Source organism: Streptomyces sp. NPDC048417 (assembly GCF_040651615.1).
Classification (GTDB): domain Bacteria; phylum Actinomycetota; class Actinomycetes; order Streptomycetales; family Streptomycetaceae; genus Streptomyces.
The window spans coordinates 397,322-411,674 of the sequence record NZ_JBEZKI010000001.1 but is presented as its reverse complement, the minus strand read 5'-3'; the positions used below and the strand labels follow the sequence as shown (position 1 = coordinate 411,674).

Genomic DNA, 14,353 nt, shown 5'->3' with positions numbered 1-14,353 from the left:
CCGCCGGTTCACCCGTCCGAGGTCAGGACCAGCCCGGACGTCGGTACCCCGGTGCCGGCGGTCACCAGGACCCGGCCCGCGTCCGGTATCTGGTTCACGCCCGTGCCACGCAACTGGCGTACCCCCTCCGCGATCCCGTTCATCCCGTGGAGGTACGCCTCCCCGAGCTGTCCCCCGTGCGTGTTCAGCGGCAACCGCTCCTCGGTCACGAAGTCCGCCGCCTCCCCGCGTCCGCAGAACCCGAACTCCTCCAGCTGCATCAGCACGAACGGGGTGAAGTGGTCGTACAGGATCCCGACGTCGATGTCGGCCGGGGCGAGCCCGGAGGTGCGCCACAGCTGCCGGGCCACCACGCCCATCTCCGGCAGCCCGGTCAGGTCGTCCCGGTAGAAGCTGGTCATCTGCTCCTGGGCCCGGCCGGCGCCCTGCGCGGCCGCCGCGATCACGGCCGGCGGCTGCGGCAGATCACGCGCCCGCTCCACCGACGTGACGACGAGCGCCTGTCCGCCGTCCGTCTCCTGGCAGCAGTCGAGGAGTCGGAGCGGTTCGACGATCCAGCGGGACGCCGCGTGGTCGGCGAGGGTGATCGGACGGCCGTGGAAGTAGGCGGCGGGATTGGTCGCCGCGTACTTCCGGTCCACCACCGCCACCCGCCCGAACGCCTCCGGGGTCAGCCCGTACGCGTGCAGGTAGCGCTGAGCCGCCATCGCCACCCAGGACGCCGGGGTGAGCAGCCCGAACGGCAGCGCCCAGCCGAGCGCCGCGCCCTCCGCCGACGGCTCCCGGTGCTGCACGCCCGAGCCGAACCGGCGCCCCGACCGCTCGTTGAACGCCCGGTAGCAGACGACCACCTCGGCCACCCCCGTCGCCACCGCGAGCGCCGCCTGCTGGACCGTCGCACAGGCCGCGCCGCCGCCGTAGTGAACGCGGGAGAAGAAGGACAGCTCGCCGATCCCGCAGGCCTGGGCCACGGTGATCTCCGGGCTGGTGTCCATCGTGAACGTCACCATCCCGTCCACGTCCGCCGGGGTCAGCCCCGCGTCGGCCAGCGCGGCCCGCACCGCCTCCGCGGCCAGCCGCAGCTCACTGCGCCCCGAGTCCTTGGAGAACTCGGTGGCCCCGATCCCCGCGATCGCCGCCCGCCCGCCGAGCGAGTCCCGGCCCCGCACGCTCATGAGTCCCCCTCGTCGGTGATGGTGACGGTCACCGTGGCCTCGGTGAGGACGACGGTCACCATGCCGGTCACGTGGTTGCCGATGCCGTTGGCGCCCACCACCCGGACCGTCGCCGTCCCCGTCACCTCGTCCAGCTCCTCGATGCGGCCGGTCAACACCATCGTGTCCCCGGGGTAGTTGGGCGCTCCCAGCCGGATGGCGACCTTGCGGAGCTCTGCCGTCGGGCCGAAGTAGTCGGTGATGTACCGGCCGACCAGGCCGTTGGTCGTCAGGATGTTCATGAAGATGTCGGGGGAGCCCTTCAGCCGGGCCAGTTCGGCGTCGTGGTGCACGTCCTGGTAGTCCCGGGACGCGATCGCGCCGGCCACGATCAGCGTCCGCGTGATCGGGATCTCCAGCGGTGGCAGCTGGGTGCCCACGCCCGGCCGTGTCGTCTCAATCCCCACTCGCGATCAACTCCCCCAGTTCCTGGAGCACTTCGCTCCCGCTGCCCAGATACGCGTCCAGCTGGCGCCCCCACAGGAAGTGCCGGTGTACCGGATGCTCGACGTCGGCGCCCGCGCCGCCGTGCAGATGCTGGCCCGTGAGCACGACCCGCTGCCCCGCCTCGGACGCCCACCAGGCGGCGGTCAGCGCATGCGTGGCGTACGGCAGTCCCGCGTCCCGCCGCCAGGCCGCCTCGTACGCCGTCACCCGTATCGCCTCGGTGTCCATATGGGCGTCGGCGGCCCGGAGTTGCACGGCCTGCCGGGTGGCGAGCGGACGCCCGAACTGCTCGCGGGTGTTGGTGTGCGCGACGGCCCGGGCGAGGGAGCCCGCGCAGACACCGGCCTGGAGCCCGGCGAAGGCGGTGCGGGCGGTGGCCAGGATGTCGGCGTAGGCGGTGACGGCGGGGCCGGAGCCGGTAGCGCCGGAGCCGGGGCCGGGGTCGGTACCCCCGGGGCCGAGGTCGGGGCCGAGGGGTTCGGCGGGGGCCTCGTGGAGGGTGAGCCGTCCCGCCGACCAGGGCGCGGTGAGCTCGGGCTTCTCGATGCCGGCGCCCTCGCCGAGCTGCACCAGCCAGAGCCGCCGGCCGGCGTCCGCGACCAGGACATGCGTGGCGTCACGCAGCCACGGGACGACGGGGACGGTGCCGGTCAGCCCACCGCGCCCGGAAGGCCGTACACCCTGCTGGGCGGGAAATGCTCCGGCGACGATCACCGACCCGTCCCCGATCCCCGGCAGCAGCCGCTCCCGCTGTTCGCTCGTGCCGTGGGCGGCGATCGCCAGCTGCCCGTACACACAGCTCGCCGCGTACGGCACCTGGGCCGTGGTGCGCCCCTGTTCCTCCAGGAGCAGCACCAGCCCCAGCAGGCCGAGGTCCGCCACCGCGGCCACCAGACCGGCCGCGGTGAGGGCCTTCCACAGCTCCGGGTCACTGCCGGTCCCGGCCGCCCGCAGACGCTCATGGGTGGCGAGGTCGGCGAAGATCCGTGCGGCCAGGTCACGGGCCTCGGCCTGCGCCTCGGTGGGCGTGAAGTCCATGTCAGACCTCCCCGCCGAGACCGCCGGGACCGCGGGGAGCGCCGAGAGCGCCGGGAGCGCCGAGAGCGCCGAGAGCGGCTGAATCGACTGGATCGACTGGATCGGCTGACTCGGCTGACTCGTCGAGAGCGGCTGGATCGTCGAGGGTGTCGGCGGCCCGGAAGACGGGCAGAGTCAGCGCGCCCTCCTCGTCCTCGTACCGGCGGAACTCCACCCGTACCGGCAGCCCGATCCGCACCTTGTCGTACGGCACCCCCACCACGTTGCTCACCATCCGCACGCCCTCGGCGAGTTCGATCAGGCCCACCGCGTACGGAGGGGCGAAGGCCGGGAAGGGCGGGTGGTGCATCACGACGTACGAATAGACCGTGCCCTCGCCGGCCGACTCGACCGTGTCCCAGTCGAGGGAGCCGCAGGCGTTGCAGCCCGGCAGCCAGGGGTGGCGCAGGGTGCCGCAGCCGGCGCAGCGCTGGATGAGGAGGCGGCCCTCGGCCACGCCCTCCCAGAAGCCGGCGTTGTCCCGGTTGACCACCGGGCGGGGGCGCCGGGCCCTCCCGGCGGGCGGCCGGACGCTCGGCCGGGCGCCCGGCGCGTACTTGAGGATGCGGAAGCGGTGGGTGCCGGCGAGGTCGTCCCCGACCCGGACGTCCGTGCGGGTCGTGACGAAGTACCCGGTGCCCAGCTTCGTCCGCTTCCGCTCCGACACCGACTCGATCACCGTGTCGAAGACCACCTCGTCGCCCGGCCGCAGCGGCTTGAGGTACTCCTGCTCGCAGTCGGTGGCGACCACCGAGGTGCAGCCCGCCTCGTCGAGCAGGGTCATCAGTTCGTCGTACGCACCGGTGCGCCCTCCGTGTCCCGACAGTCCGCCCATGGTCCACGCCTGGAGCATGGTGGGCGGGGCGATGGCGTCGGGCCCCTCGTACGCCGGATTCGTGTCGCCCGTCGCCTCGCACCAGTGCCGGATCATGGGCAGGTTGACCGGATCCCTGCCCACGCCCGAGACCGCGGCCGGCCGCTCCTCGTACGCCTTGAGCCGCGCTCCCAGCTCGTCAGTCCCCCCGGCCACGGCCACCCCTCCTCATCCCGAGCCGCATCGTCGCGACGATCTCCCGCTGCACCTCGCTCACCCCGCCCCCGAACGTGTTGATCTGCGCCGCCCTGTTGAGCCGCTCCAGCTCGCCGCCCTCGAACGCCCCCGGCGATCCGGACCGGACCAATGCCGCCTCGCCGACGATCTCCTGACACATGCGATACGTCGCGACTGCCGATTCCGTTCCCGCGAACTTCACGCCGCTGGCCTCCGCGGGGGCCACCCGGCCCGCCCCCGCGTCCCCCACCAAACGCCAGCTGAGCAGGCGGTTTGCCGCCAGCCGGGCATGCGCTTCGGCCAGCCGAAAACGAATCCAAGGCTCGTCAACACGGCGTCGACCCGTCACCGGATCGGGGGTGCGGGCGGCAGTGAGCGCGGCCTCGTAGAAGTCCTCGGCCTGCATGGCGGTCGCGGCGAGGGCGACCCGCTCGTGGTTGAGCTGGTTGGTGATGAGCGACCAGCCGTCGTGCTCGGCGCCGACCAGGTGGCCGGCGGGGACGCGGACGCCGTCGTAGTAGGTCGCCGTGGTGATCTGGCCGCCCACCGTCTCGATCGGGGTCCAGGAGAACCCGGGGGCGTCGGTGGGGACCAGGAGGATCGAGATGCCCCGGTGCCTGGGCGCCTCGGGATCGGTACGGCAGGCCAGCCAGATCCAGTCGGCGTGCTGGGCGCCCGAGGTGAAGATCTTCTGCCCGTCGATCCGCCAGCCGTCGCCGTCCCGCACCGCCCGGGTGCGCAGCGCGGCGAGGTCGGTGCCGGCGGAGGGTTCGCTGTAGCCGATGGCGAAGACCAGGTCGCCGCTGAGGATGCCGGGCAGGAAGCGGGCCTTCTGTTCGTCGCTGCCGTACTTCATGAGCGTGGGCCCGACCGTGTTGAGCGTGACCATCGAGACGGGGGCGCCGGCCCGGTACGCCTCGTCGAAGAACACGAACTGCTCCTCGGCGCCACGCCCTTGACCGCCGTACTCGACGGGCCAGCCGAGGCCGAGCAGTCCGTCCGCGCCGATCCGGCGCAGCAGGGCACGGCGTTCCTCGGGGGCCTCGGGGGCGGGGGACGGGATCAAGGACCGGAAGTAGGCGCGGAGTTCGGCGCGCAGCCGCCGCTGGCGTTCGGTGGGGGCCAGATGCATGATTTCTGACTGTCCGTCAGATAGGACGCACTGTCAAGGTCGAACAGGGGGGGTGCGCGCAGGCGGCAGGCCGGGAGCCGCCGGAAGGCGGTGCGCGGAGCCGGGAGGCCGGGAGCCGCCGGAAGGCGGTGCGCCGGAGCCGGGAGGCCGGGAGCCGCCGGAAGGCGGTGCGCCGGAGGACAGTGCGCCGAAAGAGAGCCGGAAAACGCCTGCGCGGCGGTACCGGAGTACCGCCGCGCAGGCGTGCTGCATCCCCACAGAGCACACCCCACCTGAGCTCAGACGGGGGCTACCACAGCTGGGTGAAGTGGACGGCGACGTTGTCGTTGCCCTGCTGGATGGCCGTCCACGCGGAGCCCTTGACCTGCGCGGTGTTGCTCTGGTTCGAGGCGCCGTTGCCCACCGCGTTCTGCTGCGTGGTGGAGGAGTTGCCGTTGTTGTCGTGGCCGACGCCGCTGCCGATGATGCCCGCCACACCGGCGTTGGCGCTCGATCCGTTGTCCGCGATCGCACCGTTGTCCGCGGCGGCGACACCGGCGAAGAGAGCGGCGGCGAGCGGAAGGGCGGAGACGGCGGCGAGAACGCGGGCGGTACGGATGCTTGCCATGTTGTTTCCTCTCGGAGCCCGGCTATGCCGGAAAGTACGTCAAGTAGGGCTGTTTCCAAGGCAGTTGGCCGACCGCCTCGGTGGTTGTCATCGACGTCGCGAGATCAGAATTGCCCACCGAATCCCCGGCGAACCACCCCGGACAGGACCATTCGCCCTCAAGCGTGATGACAAGTCGATAAACCCCTTTCGCCATCTTTGGTTGACTCCAGCCCCAGTCATGACCAGTCCTGACATCACCCCTTTCAAGCGCCCCATGGGGAGAACCGATCCGGCACCTTTTCCGGCCAAGCTGCCGCCCTCGGCGTGTCACACCGGGCCCCTCTTCCCTTTTTCGAACGTACGTACGAACATGGATCCATGGCCACCACCGACCGGCAGGCCACGACGCTGGCCCTCGCACACGCCCTGTCAGCCGCCGAGCGCGGCCTGGCCGTCATCCCCCTGTCCCGGACCAAACTCCCGGCCCTGCGCTCCCCGCACCGATCCCTGTCCCCGGACCCATCCCAGTCCCTTCACCGTTCCCAGTCCCCGGACCGGTCCCTGTCCCCGGACCGATCTCCGGACCGTTCCCCGGAGCTCGACGAGCCGGAACCGGCGCTACCGCCCTGCCACGGCGAGTGCGGCCGCCCCGGTCACGGGGTGTACGACGCCACCACCGACCCCGCCCGCATCCGCGAACTGTTCGCCGCGGCGCCCTGGGCGACCGGCTACGGCATCGCCTGCGGGCTGCCCCCGTACCGCCTCATCGGCGTCGACCTCGACGTGAAGTCCGGTACGGACTCCACCGCCGCCCTGAGCGAACTGGCACTGCGGCACCTGTTCACGATCCCGCCCACGGTCGTCGTGCTCACGCCGAGCGGCGGCCGCCACCTCTGGCTGACCGGACCGACGGACGCCGTGATCCCCAACTCGGCCGGCCGGCTCGCCCCCGGCATCGACATCCGGGGCGCCGGCGGCTACCTGGTCGGCCCCGGCTCCCGCACCGACCACGGCGTCTACGCCACCGCCCCCGGCACCGAACACCTGGTCCCGGCGCCCTGCCCGCCGGCTCTGCTCCGCCTCCTGCTCCCGCCCCCGCGAGCACCCCACCCCGCGACCCACCCCTCGGTCGGCAACCGCGGCCAGGGCCTGGTCCAGTTCGTCCTCGCCGCCCACGAGGGCCAGCGCAACACCCGCCTGTTCTGGGCGGCGTGCCGCGCCTACGAGAACGGCATCGGCCGCGCCCTGCGGGCACCGCTGATCGACGCGGCGGTCCACACCGGCCTGACGGAACGCGAGGCCCGCGCGACGATCGCGTCAGCGGCCCGCATGACCGGCCACCGCCCCTGAGAATCGAACACGGAAGGTCGCCCGCCCCCGAACCTGACGCTCATGCCCCTGATCTGATCCGCGTCGACCTCGCCTCCGGCCAGCACCGCTCGTCCGTCACGATCGTCTGGTTCCAACCCACACCTCGACCGCCATCGGGCCACGACGCGGACCAGGAACTGCGGGAGGTGGCCTGGGAGGAACCGGCCGGGAAGGAACTGGCCCGGGACTACGAGCTCTGAGCCTTGGGCTCCGGCCCACGACCGCCGACCCCCGACCGCCAAACTGCAATCCCCGGCCGCTGGCCGGCGGACTCTGATCCCCCCTCTCCGGCCCCCGTCTCCGATCTCGCACGGCACGTGCGCGTGGCGCGCGTCGGGTTCGGCTCGACTTTGGGGTTTGCTCGGCAGCGACGAAAGACGCGTGGACGCAGACTTTCGGGAGCTGATCCGGGCGGGGCTCGCTCGGCATGCTGGCGGTATGGATCAGGCGAAGATTTCCCGGCGTGCACTGGTGGGCGCCGCCGCCGCTGCCGCCACTGCCACCGCTGCCGTCGCGGTCGGGGCGACACCGGCTCTTGGGGCGCAGTCGGCATCCCCTGCCCGGTCGGCGCCGGGTCGAAGCGCGGGGAGCTCGGGCTCCCGAAGGGTCGAGGCCCTGCTGGCCCGTATGACGTCGGCCGACAAGATCGCCCAGTTGAACATCCCGGTCTGCCTTCCGCAGGAACTGCTCGGCGACTCCACGGATCCGACGGGTACGCCGGAGAACCGGGAGGCGTACGTACGCGGCCGTACCGTGGTCGGAACAGGTGTCCGGCAGCTGACCCTGGGCCCCGGCGGCGGTTTCTTCGGCCTCGTCAACCAGTCCCTTCCGGTTCCATCGAGGTCCCGCATCCGCTGACGCCCCGCGAACAGGCCGAGCAGCACAACCGGCTGCAGCGGATTGCCACCCGCACCCGGCTCGGCATTCCGCTGCTCCAGATCAGCGAGGGCACACACGGTTCCGTGGGCCCCGGGGCGACGATCTTCCCGGAGGGACTGGCGCTCGGCGCGACCTTCGCCCCGGACCTGGTGGGCCAGGTGTACGCGGCGGTGGCCCGGGAGTCCCGCGCGGTGGGGATCCACGCGCTGAGCACCATCACGGCGGAGTTGAACCGGGACCCTCGTTACGGCCGCGGAATCCGGGCGTTCAGCGAGGACCCCTTCCTGACGGCCGCCTACGTCGGCGCGCTGGTGCCGGCCATGCAGGGCGACGACCTCACGTCCGACGAGTCGGCGGTCACGTCCCTGGTCACCTTCCCCATGGAGTCCCCCAACGTCGGTGGCCTGGAGACCAGTTCCATCGAGATCGGTGAACGTGCCTTCCGCCAGACCCACCTGGAGCCGTGGCGGGTGGGCTTCACCGGGGCGGGGGCCCTGATGACCGAGGCGAGCGAACAGACCATCGACGGGCTGGTCGTGCACGGTTCACGCAAGTACCTCACCGAACTCCTGCGGGAGGAACTGCACTTCGACGGAGTGGTGATCGGCAACGACCTGCGCGGCCTGATCCGCGAACACGTGGCGGCCACGGCCCAGGAGGCGGCACGGCTCGGGCTGCGCGCCGGGGTCGACGTCAGCCTGTCCTGGGACGAGATCTACCTCGACCAGCTGGCCGCGGCCGTGCGGGACGGAAGCGTCGACGAAGCCCTGCTCGACCGCGCGGTGCGACGCGTACTGACCCTGAAGGAACGTCTGGGACTGTTCGAGAACCCGCACGTCGACGCCGCCCGGGCGGAACGGGTGGTCAACTGCGCGGAGCACCGGGCCCTGGCGCTGCGCGCCGCGCGTGAGTCGATGGTGCTGCTGAAGAACGAGGGCGACCTGCTGCCGCTGGCCGCCGACAAGGTCCATGCGGTGGCTCTGATCGGGCCCAACGCCGACGACGAGCTGAATCTCCTCGGCGAGTACAACGCCTCCCCCGCCCTGCAGGAGACCCCCTCCATCCGCGAAGCGCTGACACGTCTGCTCGGCGACCGCGTCCAGGTGCGGTACGCGCCCGGCTGTGCCGTCACCGGAACGGACACCTCCGGCTTCGCCGCCGCGCGTGCGGCGGCCCGGAACGCCGATGTCGCCGTGGTGGTCGTGGGCGAGCAGACCAAGGGCGGCTAGTTCTCGCCGGACCGTACCGACGGCGAGCTCAAGGACGTCGCCTCGCTCGACCTGACCGGCGTACAGCAGCGGTTGCTGGAGGAGGTGCACGCCACGGGCACGCCGACCGTCGCCGTGGTGGTCACCGGCCGTGCTCTGGCCCTGCCGTGGGCCACGGCACACCTGCCGGCGCTGCTGGTCGCCTGGCTGCCCGGCGAGGCGGGCGGCAGGGCGGTCGCGGAGGTGCTGTTCGGAGAGACCGAACCGACCGGCCGGCTGCCCGTCACCTTCCCCCGGAACGTCGGCCAGCTCCCCCTCTCCTACGACCAGAAACACGCCCGCGCCGAAGCGGACGACTACGTCGACCTGCCCTCCACCCCCCTGCACGCGTTCGGATCCGGCCGCGGCTACACGACCTTCCGCTACAGCGGCATCCGGCTGGACGACACGTCCATCGCGCCGGACGGGCGGACCCACGTCCACGTCGACGTCACGAACACGGGTGACCGGGCCGGAACCGAGGTCGTACAGCTGCACGTCACCGACAACCACGCGAGCGTCTCGCTGCCGCGCATCAGGCTGCGGGGCGTGGCCAAGCGGCGGGTGGCGGCGGGCGAGCGGGTCACGGTGTCGTTCCCCGTGGTGGCCGCCCGGGACCTGACCCTCGTGGACGAACGGCTGCGCACCGTCGTCGAGCCGGGAACGTTCGACCTCACGATCGGCAGCGCCTCGGACCGCCCGCACCAGCGCATCTCCCTGACCGTGTCCTGACCTTCCACCTCACCGGGAGCAACACATGAGCAGCACCCACGACACCCCGCTCGCCGAGGCCGACTACATCGCGGCCACCGCCGACGAGCTGAGCCGCAAGCAGGGAGCCGACAAGGCCGCGGCGATCATCAGCCAGAAGGCGCTCTTCCAGCGCCGCGGGCGCATCGTCCTGCACCCCGACGAACTCGTCCTCACGAACTGGTCCGAGGTCGGCTCCTCCCTCGTCCTCACCCGCGCGGACATCACCACGGCCGAAACCCGCTTCACCGACCTCTACGGCCGCTTCCTCGGCGGCCTCCTCAACGCCGGAAAGCCCCTCATCCTCACCACCGCCTCCCCGTCGGCGGGCGAGATCTACCTGCTCATCAACCGCCGCGAGTTCATGGAGACGACGGACGACCGGGAGTGGCAGCAGCGGATCAACGACTGGCGCAACGACTGACCCCGCGGGACCTGTTGAGGTCCTGACCGACTTCTGGAACGGCATACGAGATGTCGGCCGGGAAACCTCCTCATGACCAAAGCGAGCCCGCGGGCCTGGTTCGCCGGATGCGCTGTGGCAAGATCCTTCGAGGTCAGCAGCAGACCTCGAACCGGATGATCGATGCGGCGATGGCCGACGAGAACGGGCCGTGACCAGCGTCGCCGGCCTGGCCACGGGTTGGCCGCACGCGCTGGTCATTTGAACCCACGGTGACATCGCTGCCACGACGGTTTTCAGGATTGTGAGCGAGGTAGGGCATCGAACTCCTGTGCGTGCTCGTGCGAGTATCGCGCCGTGAATGATCTCCGCTTCCGCCTCGCCGACGAGGCCGACCTCGACACTCTGGTTCGTCTGCGCGACGACGCTGCCCGCTGGATGCTCGCGCACGGCATCACCGGCCAGTGGCAGCCCGGTCAGTTGGACGAGGACCACTTCCGGCGGACCATGGCCAGCGGCGAGGTCTGGCTTGCCGAGGCCGACGGCCGCGTGGCCGGGGCTTGGGAGCTGTGGTGGGAAGACGAGGACGCCTGGGGACCGCAACTGCCCGTGGCTGGTTATGTGCATCGGCTGATGGTGGACCGCAACAGCGCACGGCCGGGGACGGGGCGGCTTCTGCTGTGTGCTGCGGAGCGCCGCGTCGCTGCGGCGGGGAGAGGGGTTGTGCGTCTGGACTGTCTGGCCGACAACGCGCGTCTGAACGCCTACTACTTGGACGCCGGCTATCGGGTCGTGGGGAGCAAGGCAGGCAAGCCGCAGCCGGGCGGTGCGCCCAAGTCATTCACGCTCCTCGAGAAACCAACACCGACAACCGGCGACAGCTGAGGCGCAGGTTGCAGCACTGATCGGCGGTACGGCCGCAGGTAGGAGATCCGGCTACGGCCGACATCGGCTTCTGACACCAGCAGGCACGATCATGAGCGGTCGGCCTGGACCTCCGTGGGCGACCGAGCGAGACGCGGGGGCGTTGGTCGACGCGGACAGGACCCTGTGATTGACCTGACAAGGATGGAGGCAGCGAGGTCAAAGCTGATCTCCGGGGGTGACTCTCAATCGGTATGCCCCTGCTTGTGCAGGGCCGCACGGGCCCGAAAGCGGATACGGCCGCAACGATCACGATCTTCATCCGAGGTCTCTGGACCGGAGCAACAATGCTCTGCCAGCCAGCGGAGGTCATCGGGAGCGAGCCAGAGGGCGACTCGCCCCATCTCGTGCTCTCGCTGCGGGTCAGTGGGATCAACAGCGGTCATGGCAACAGAGGCTATCCGCGCCCCTCTCGTGCTCGCTCGCTCGGGGAGCCACGGGGAACACCGGACGTCAGCGGTGCCGGGACATGCCAACGGCCCCCGACCGAGTTACCGGATCGGGGGCCGTTCACCTGCGGTGGGTGTGGGATTTGAACCCACGGTGACATCACTGCCACGACGGTTTTCAAGACCGTTCCCTTAGGCCGCTCGGGCAACCCACCCCGCGCCGACCGAGATCGGCGCGGGGAACAGAGTAACCGGTTCGCACGCGCGCGTGCGGGTCAGTTGTCGCCGGCGCGGGAGCCGAGGGTGAGGGTGACAGTGTGTTCGCTGCCGCCCCGCTTGTAGGTGATCTCGACCTTGTCGCCGGGCTTGTGGGTCCAGATCTCGCCGATCAGGGTCGGGCCGCTGTCGATCACCGAGTCGTCGAGCTTGGTGATGACGTCGCCGGGCTTGAGGCCTGCCTTGTCCGCGGGGCCGCCCGACTCGACCGGGGCGGAGCCGCCCGAACCGGAGTCGGTGATCTGCGCGCCGCCCGTGCTGTCCTCCAGGGACACCGAGGCGCCGATCTTCGCGTAGACCGGCTTGCCGGTCTTGATCAGCTGCTGGGCGACGTACTTGGCCTGGTTGATCGGGATGGCGAAGCCCAGGCCGATCGAGCCCGACTGCCCGGTGCTGCCCAGGCCGCCGCTGGAGGCGGACTGGATCGCCGAGTTGATGCCGATCACCGCGCCGGAGGCGTTCATCAGCGGACCGCCGGAGTTGCCCGGGTTGATGGAGGCGTCGGTCTGCAGGGCGCTCATGTAGGACGCCTTGCTGGTGGAGCTGCCGTCGCTGGAGGCGACCGGGCGGTTCTTGGCGCTGATGATGCCCGTGGTGACCGTGTTGGACAGGCCGAAGGGGGCGCCGATCGCGATCGTCTCGTCGCCGACGGCCACCTGGTCGGAGTCGCCCAGGGCGAGCGGCTTGAGGTCCGACGGCGGGTTCTTGAGCTTGATGACCGCGACGTCGTAGCCCTGCGCGTGGCCGACGACCTCGGCGTCGAACTTCTTGCCGTCCGGGAACGTAGCGGTCAGCTTGCCGCCGTCGAGGGCGTCCGCGACCACGTGGTTGTTGGTGATGATGTGGCCCTGGGTGTCGAAGACGAACCCGGTGCCGGTGCCGCCCTCGCCGCTGGTCGACTCGGCCTCGATGGTGACCGTGCTGGGCAGCGCGTTGTGGGCCACCGCCGCGATGGTGCCGGCCGCGCGCTTGACCTGGGTGGCGCCGCCGTCGGAGGAGGCGGAGACGGTCGTGGAGCCCATGTCGTCGTTGTTCTTGGCCAGCGTGTAGCCGAGGCCGCCGCCGATGCCGCCCGCGACCAGCGCGGCCACCAGAACGGCGGCGATCAGACCGCCGCGCCCACTGCCCTTCTTCGGCGCGGGCTGCGGCTGCTGGAAAGGCTGGTGTTGCTGGTACTGCTGGTGCTGCTGGTCGTACGGCGAGCCCCAGCCGGCCCCGGCAGCCGCACCTGCACCCGCGCCGGCGTCCGCGTAGGAAGGGGTCACGGGGGGCGGGGGCGGCCAGGAACCCTCGGCAGGGGCCTGCGGCGGGGGCGCGTAAGGGTCACCCGCGGGCGCGCTCTGGGGCGCCGGCGGGATCGGGGTGGTCGGCGCTTCCCCGCCGTCGGACGCGGCTGCCTGCGGCGAAGCAGCGGGAGACGTCGGCGGCACGGGAGGTGCGGACGGGGCCGGAGGTACCGGGTTGCCCTCGTTCTCGGTGCTCACAGCTTCTCTCCTCGGTCCACGGCTTTTCTTCTCGGTCGCACTCGGTCACGCTCTTTCACGCTTGCTGTCGGTCCGGCGCGATTCAGCTGTGCATGTGCTTTTGTATGCCGTCAGCTTTTCCCACAGGCCGTCAGAGCACCATAAGCGGTGGCTGTGGGTACACCGATAACCTTTATATAGGGCCTGTCCGACAAAAGTTCCCTTTGCTGGCATCGGGGATGCCCCCAAGTACGCCCGCGCGGTGGCACCATGTCGCGGTGACCCACGCACCACAGCATCGCATCCAGGTCGTCGCGCACCGCGGGGCCTCCGAGGACGCCCCCGAGCACACCCTTGCCGCCTACAAGAAGGCCGTCGAGGACGGCGCCGACGCGCTGGAGTGCGACGTACGGCTGACCGCCGACGGCCACCTGGTCTGTGTCCACGACCGACGGGTCAACCGTACGTCCAACGGGCGGGGTGCCGTCTCGGCCCTGGAGCTCGCGGAGCTGGCGGCCCTGGACTTCGGTTCCTGGAGGAAGGGCCCGGCCTGGCGGGGACGGGACGAGGAGCCCGAATGGGAGTTCCGGCCGGAGGACCGCGGGGACACCTCCGTACTCACACTGGAACGATTGCTGGAGCTGGTGGCGGACGCCGGGCGGCGGGTGGAGCTGGCGATCGAGACCAAGCACCCCACGCGCTGGGCGGGGCAGGTCGAGGAGCGGCTGATGGTGCTGCTGAAGCGGTTCGGCCTGGACGCTCCGCCCACGGCGGCCGAGTCACAGGTGCGGGTCATGAGCTTCTCCGCGCGGTCGCTGCACCGGGTGCGGGCGGCCTCGCCGACGCTGCCGACGGTCTATCTGCTGCAGTTCCTCTCGCCCCGGCTGCGCGACGGCCGACTGCCGGCCGGAGTGCGGATCGCGGGCCCCTCGATCCGGATCGTGCGCAATCACCCCACCTACATCGAACGGCTGAAGCGGAACGGCCACCAGGTGCACGTCTGGACGGTGAACGAGCCGGAGGACGTGGATCTGTGCCTGGAGCTCGGTATCGACGCGATCATCACCAACCGGCCGGGGGCGGTGCTGCGGCGGCTCGGGCGATGAGCCCGACGAGCCCGATGAGCCGGGGCCCGTCCTGC

The 14,353-nt window shown here is 71.2% G+C and carries 14 protein-coding genes, 1 tRNA gene and 1 pseudogene; 7 read left to right on the top strand and 9 right to left on the bottom strand.

The window, feature by feature from the left end:
- Positions 1–8: 8 nt before the first annotated feature.
- The 6 genes from AB0D59_RS02020 to AB0D59_RS01995 all read right to left on the bottom strand — a co-directional run bounded on the left by AB0D59_RS02020 (position 9) and on the right by AB0D59_RS01995 (position 5,528).
- Positions 9–1,175, bottom strand: a complete 1,167-nt coding sequence (locus AB0D59_RS02020; protein WP_362559585.1) for a lipid-transfer protein — start codon at positions 1,173–1,175, stop codon at positions 9–11.
- Positions 1,172–1,594 (bottom strand): MaoC family dehydratase, encoded by a 423-nt coding sequence (locus tag AB0D59_RS02015; protein ID WP_362559583.1) that lies wholly within the window; start codon positions 1,592–1,594, stop codon positions 1,172–1,174. Before AB0D59_RS02015 ends, AB0D59_RS02020 begins: the two co-directional genes overlap by 4 nt.
- Positions 1,595–1,610: 16 nt before the next feature.
- A complete protein-coding gene (locus AB0D59_RS02010; protein ID WP_362559581.1) occupies positions 1,611–2,699 on the bottom strand; it encodes an acyl-CoA dehydrogenase family protein in 1,089 nt (362 codons plus the stop codon).
- A 1-nt stretch (position 2,700) separates the two neighbouring features.
- Entirely contained in the window at positions 2,701–3,768 is a 1,068-nt protein-coding gene (locus tag AB0D59_RS02005; RefSeq protein ID WP_362559579.1) for a bifunctional MaoC family dehydratase N-terminal/OB-fold nucleic acid binding domain-containing protein, read from the bottom strand.
- Positions 3,752–4,921, bottom strand: a complete 1,170-nt coding sequence (locus AB0D59_RS02000) for an acyl-CoA dehydrogenase family protein (RefSeq protein WP_362559576.1) — start codon at positions 4,919–4,921, stop codon at positions 3,752–3,754. The genes AB0D59_RS02005 and AB0D59_RS02000 overlap by 17 nt, the downstream gene beginning before the upstream one ends.
- Before the next feature lie 289 nt (positions 4,922–5,210).
- The gene (locus AB0D59_RS01995) at positions 5,211–5,528 is read right to left on the bottom strand and encodes a hypothetical protein (RefSeq protein WP_362559575.1); all 318 of its coding nucleotides are present in this window, start codon (positions 5,526–5,528) and stop codon (positions 5,211–5,213) included.
- A gap of 360 nt (positions 5,529–5,888) precedes the next feature.
- Here AB0D59_RS01995 and AB0D59_RS01990 point away from each other — a divergent pair, with 360 nt between their 5' ends.
- From AB0D59_RS01990 to AB0D59_RS01970, 5 genes and pseudogenes are all read left to right on the top strand, one after another.
- Complete coding sequence (locus AB0D59_RS01990) at positions 5,889–6,860, top strand: bifunctional DNA primase/polymerase (protein WP_362559572.1); 972 nt, start codon at positions 5,889–5,891, stop codon at positions 6,858–6,860.
- Between the two features lie 648 nt (positions 6,861–7,508).
- Entirely contained in the window at positions 7,509–7,739 is a 231-nt protein-coding gene (locus AB0D59_RS01985) for a hypothetical protein (protein ID WP_362559866.1), read from the top strand.
- Positions 7,718–9,367: pseudogene (locus tag AB0D59_RS01980) on the top strand (glycoside hydrolase family 3 C-terminal domain-containing protein); the annotation flags it as partial. The gene AB0D59_RS01985 and the pseudogene AB0D59_RS01980, both read left to right, overlap by 22 nt.
- Positions 9,350–9,739, top strand: a complete 390-nt coding sequence (locus tag AB0D59_RS01975; RefSeq protein ID WP_362559842.1) for a fibronectin type III-like domain-contianing protein — start codon at positions 9,350–9,352, stop codon at positions 9,737–9,739. The pseudogene AB0D59_RS01980 and the gene AB0D59_RS01975, both read left to right, overlap by 18 nt.
- Before the next feature lie 25 nt (positions 9,740–9,764).
- Positions 9,765–10,181, top strand: coding sequence for a hypothetical protein (locus AB0D59_RS01970; RefSeq protein WP_362559569.1), 417 nt, complete (start codon positions 9,765–9,767; stop codon positions 10,179–10,181).
- A 133-nt stretch (positions 10,182–10,314) separates the two neighbouring features.
- Here AB0D59_RS01970 and AB0D59_RS01965 read toward each other — a convergent pair whose 3' ends face one another.
- Entirely contained in the window at positions 10,315–10,482 is a 168-nt protein-coding gene (locus AB0D59_RS01965) for a hypothetical protein (RefSeq protein ID WP_362559567.1), read from the bottom strand.
- Between the two features lie 35 nt (positions 10,483–10,517).
- Here AB0D59_RS01965 and AB0D59_RS01960 point away from each other — a divergent pair, with 35 nt between their 5' ends.
- Positions 10,518–11,045, top strand: coding sequence for a GNAT family N-acetyltransferase (locus tag AB0D59_RS01960; RefSeq protein ID WP_362559564.1), 528 nt, complete (start codon positions 10,518–10,520; stop codon positions 11,043–11,045).
- A gap of 556 nt (positions 11,046–11,601) precedes the next feature.
- Here AB0D59_RS01960 and AB0D59_RS01955 read toward each other — a convergent pair.
- Both AB0D59_RS01955 and AB0D59_RS01950 read right to left on the bottom strand, forming a co-directional pair.
- Positions 11,602–11,688, bottom strand: a tRNA-Ser gene (locus tag AB0D59_RS01955).
- Positions 11,689–11,748: 60 nt separating this feature from the next.
- Positions 11,749–13,233: a trypsin-like peptidase domain-containing protein gene (locus AB0D59_RS01950; RefSeq protein ID WP_362559562.1), complete on the bottom strand. Its 1,485-nt coding sequence runs from the start codon at positions 13,231–13,233 to the stop codon at positions 11,749–11,751.
- A gap of 257 nt (positions 13,234–13,490) precedes the next feature.
- Here AB0D59_RS01950 and AB0D59_RS01945 point away from each other — a divergent pair, with 257 nt between their 5' ends.
- Complete coding sequence (locus tag AB0D59_RS01945; RefSeq protein ID WP_362559559.1) at positions 13,491–14,318, top strand: glycerophosphodiester phosphodiesterase; 828 nt, start codon at positions 13,491–13,493, stop codon at positions 14,316–14,318.
- The last annotated feature ends 35 nt before the right edge of the window (positions 14,319–14,353 follow it).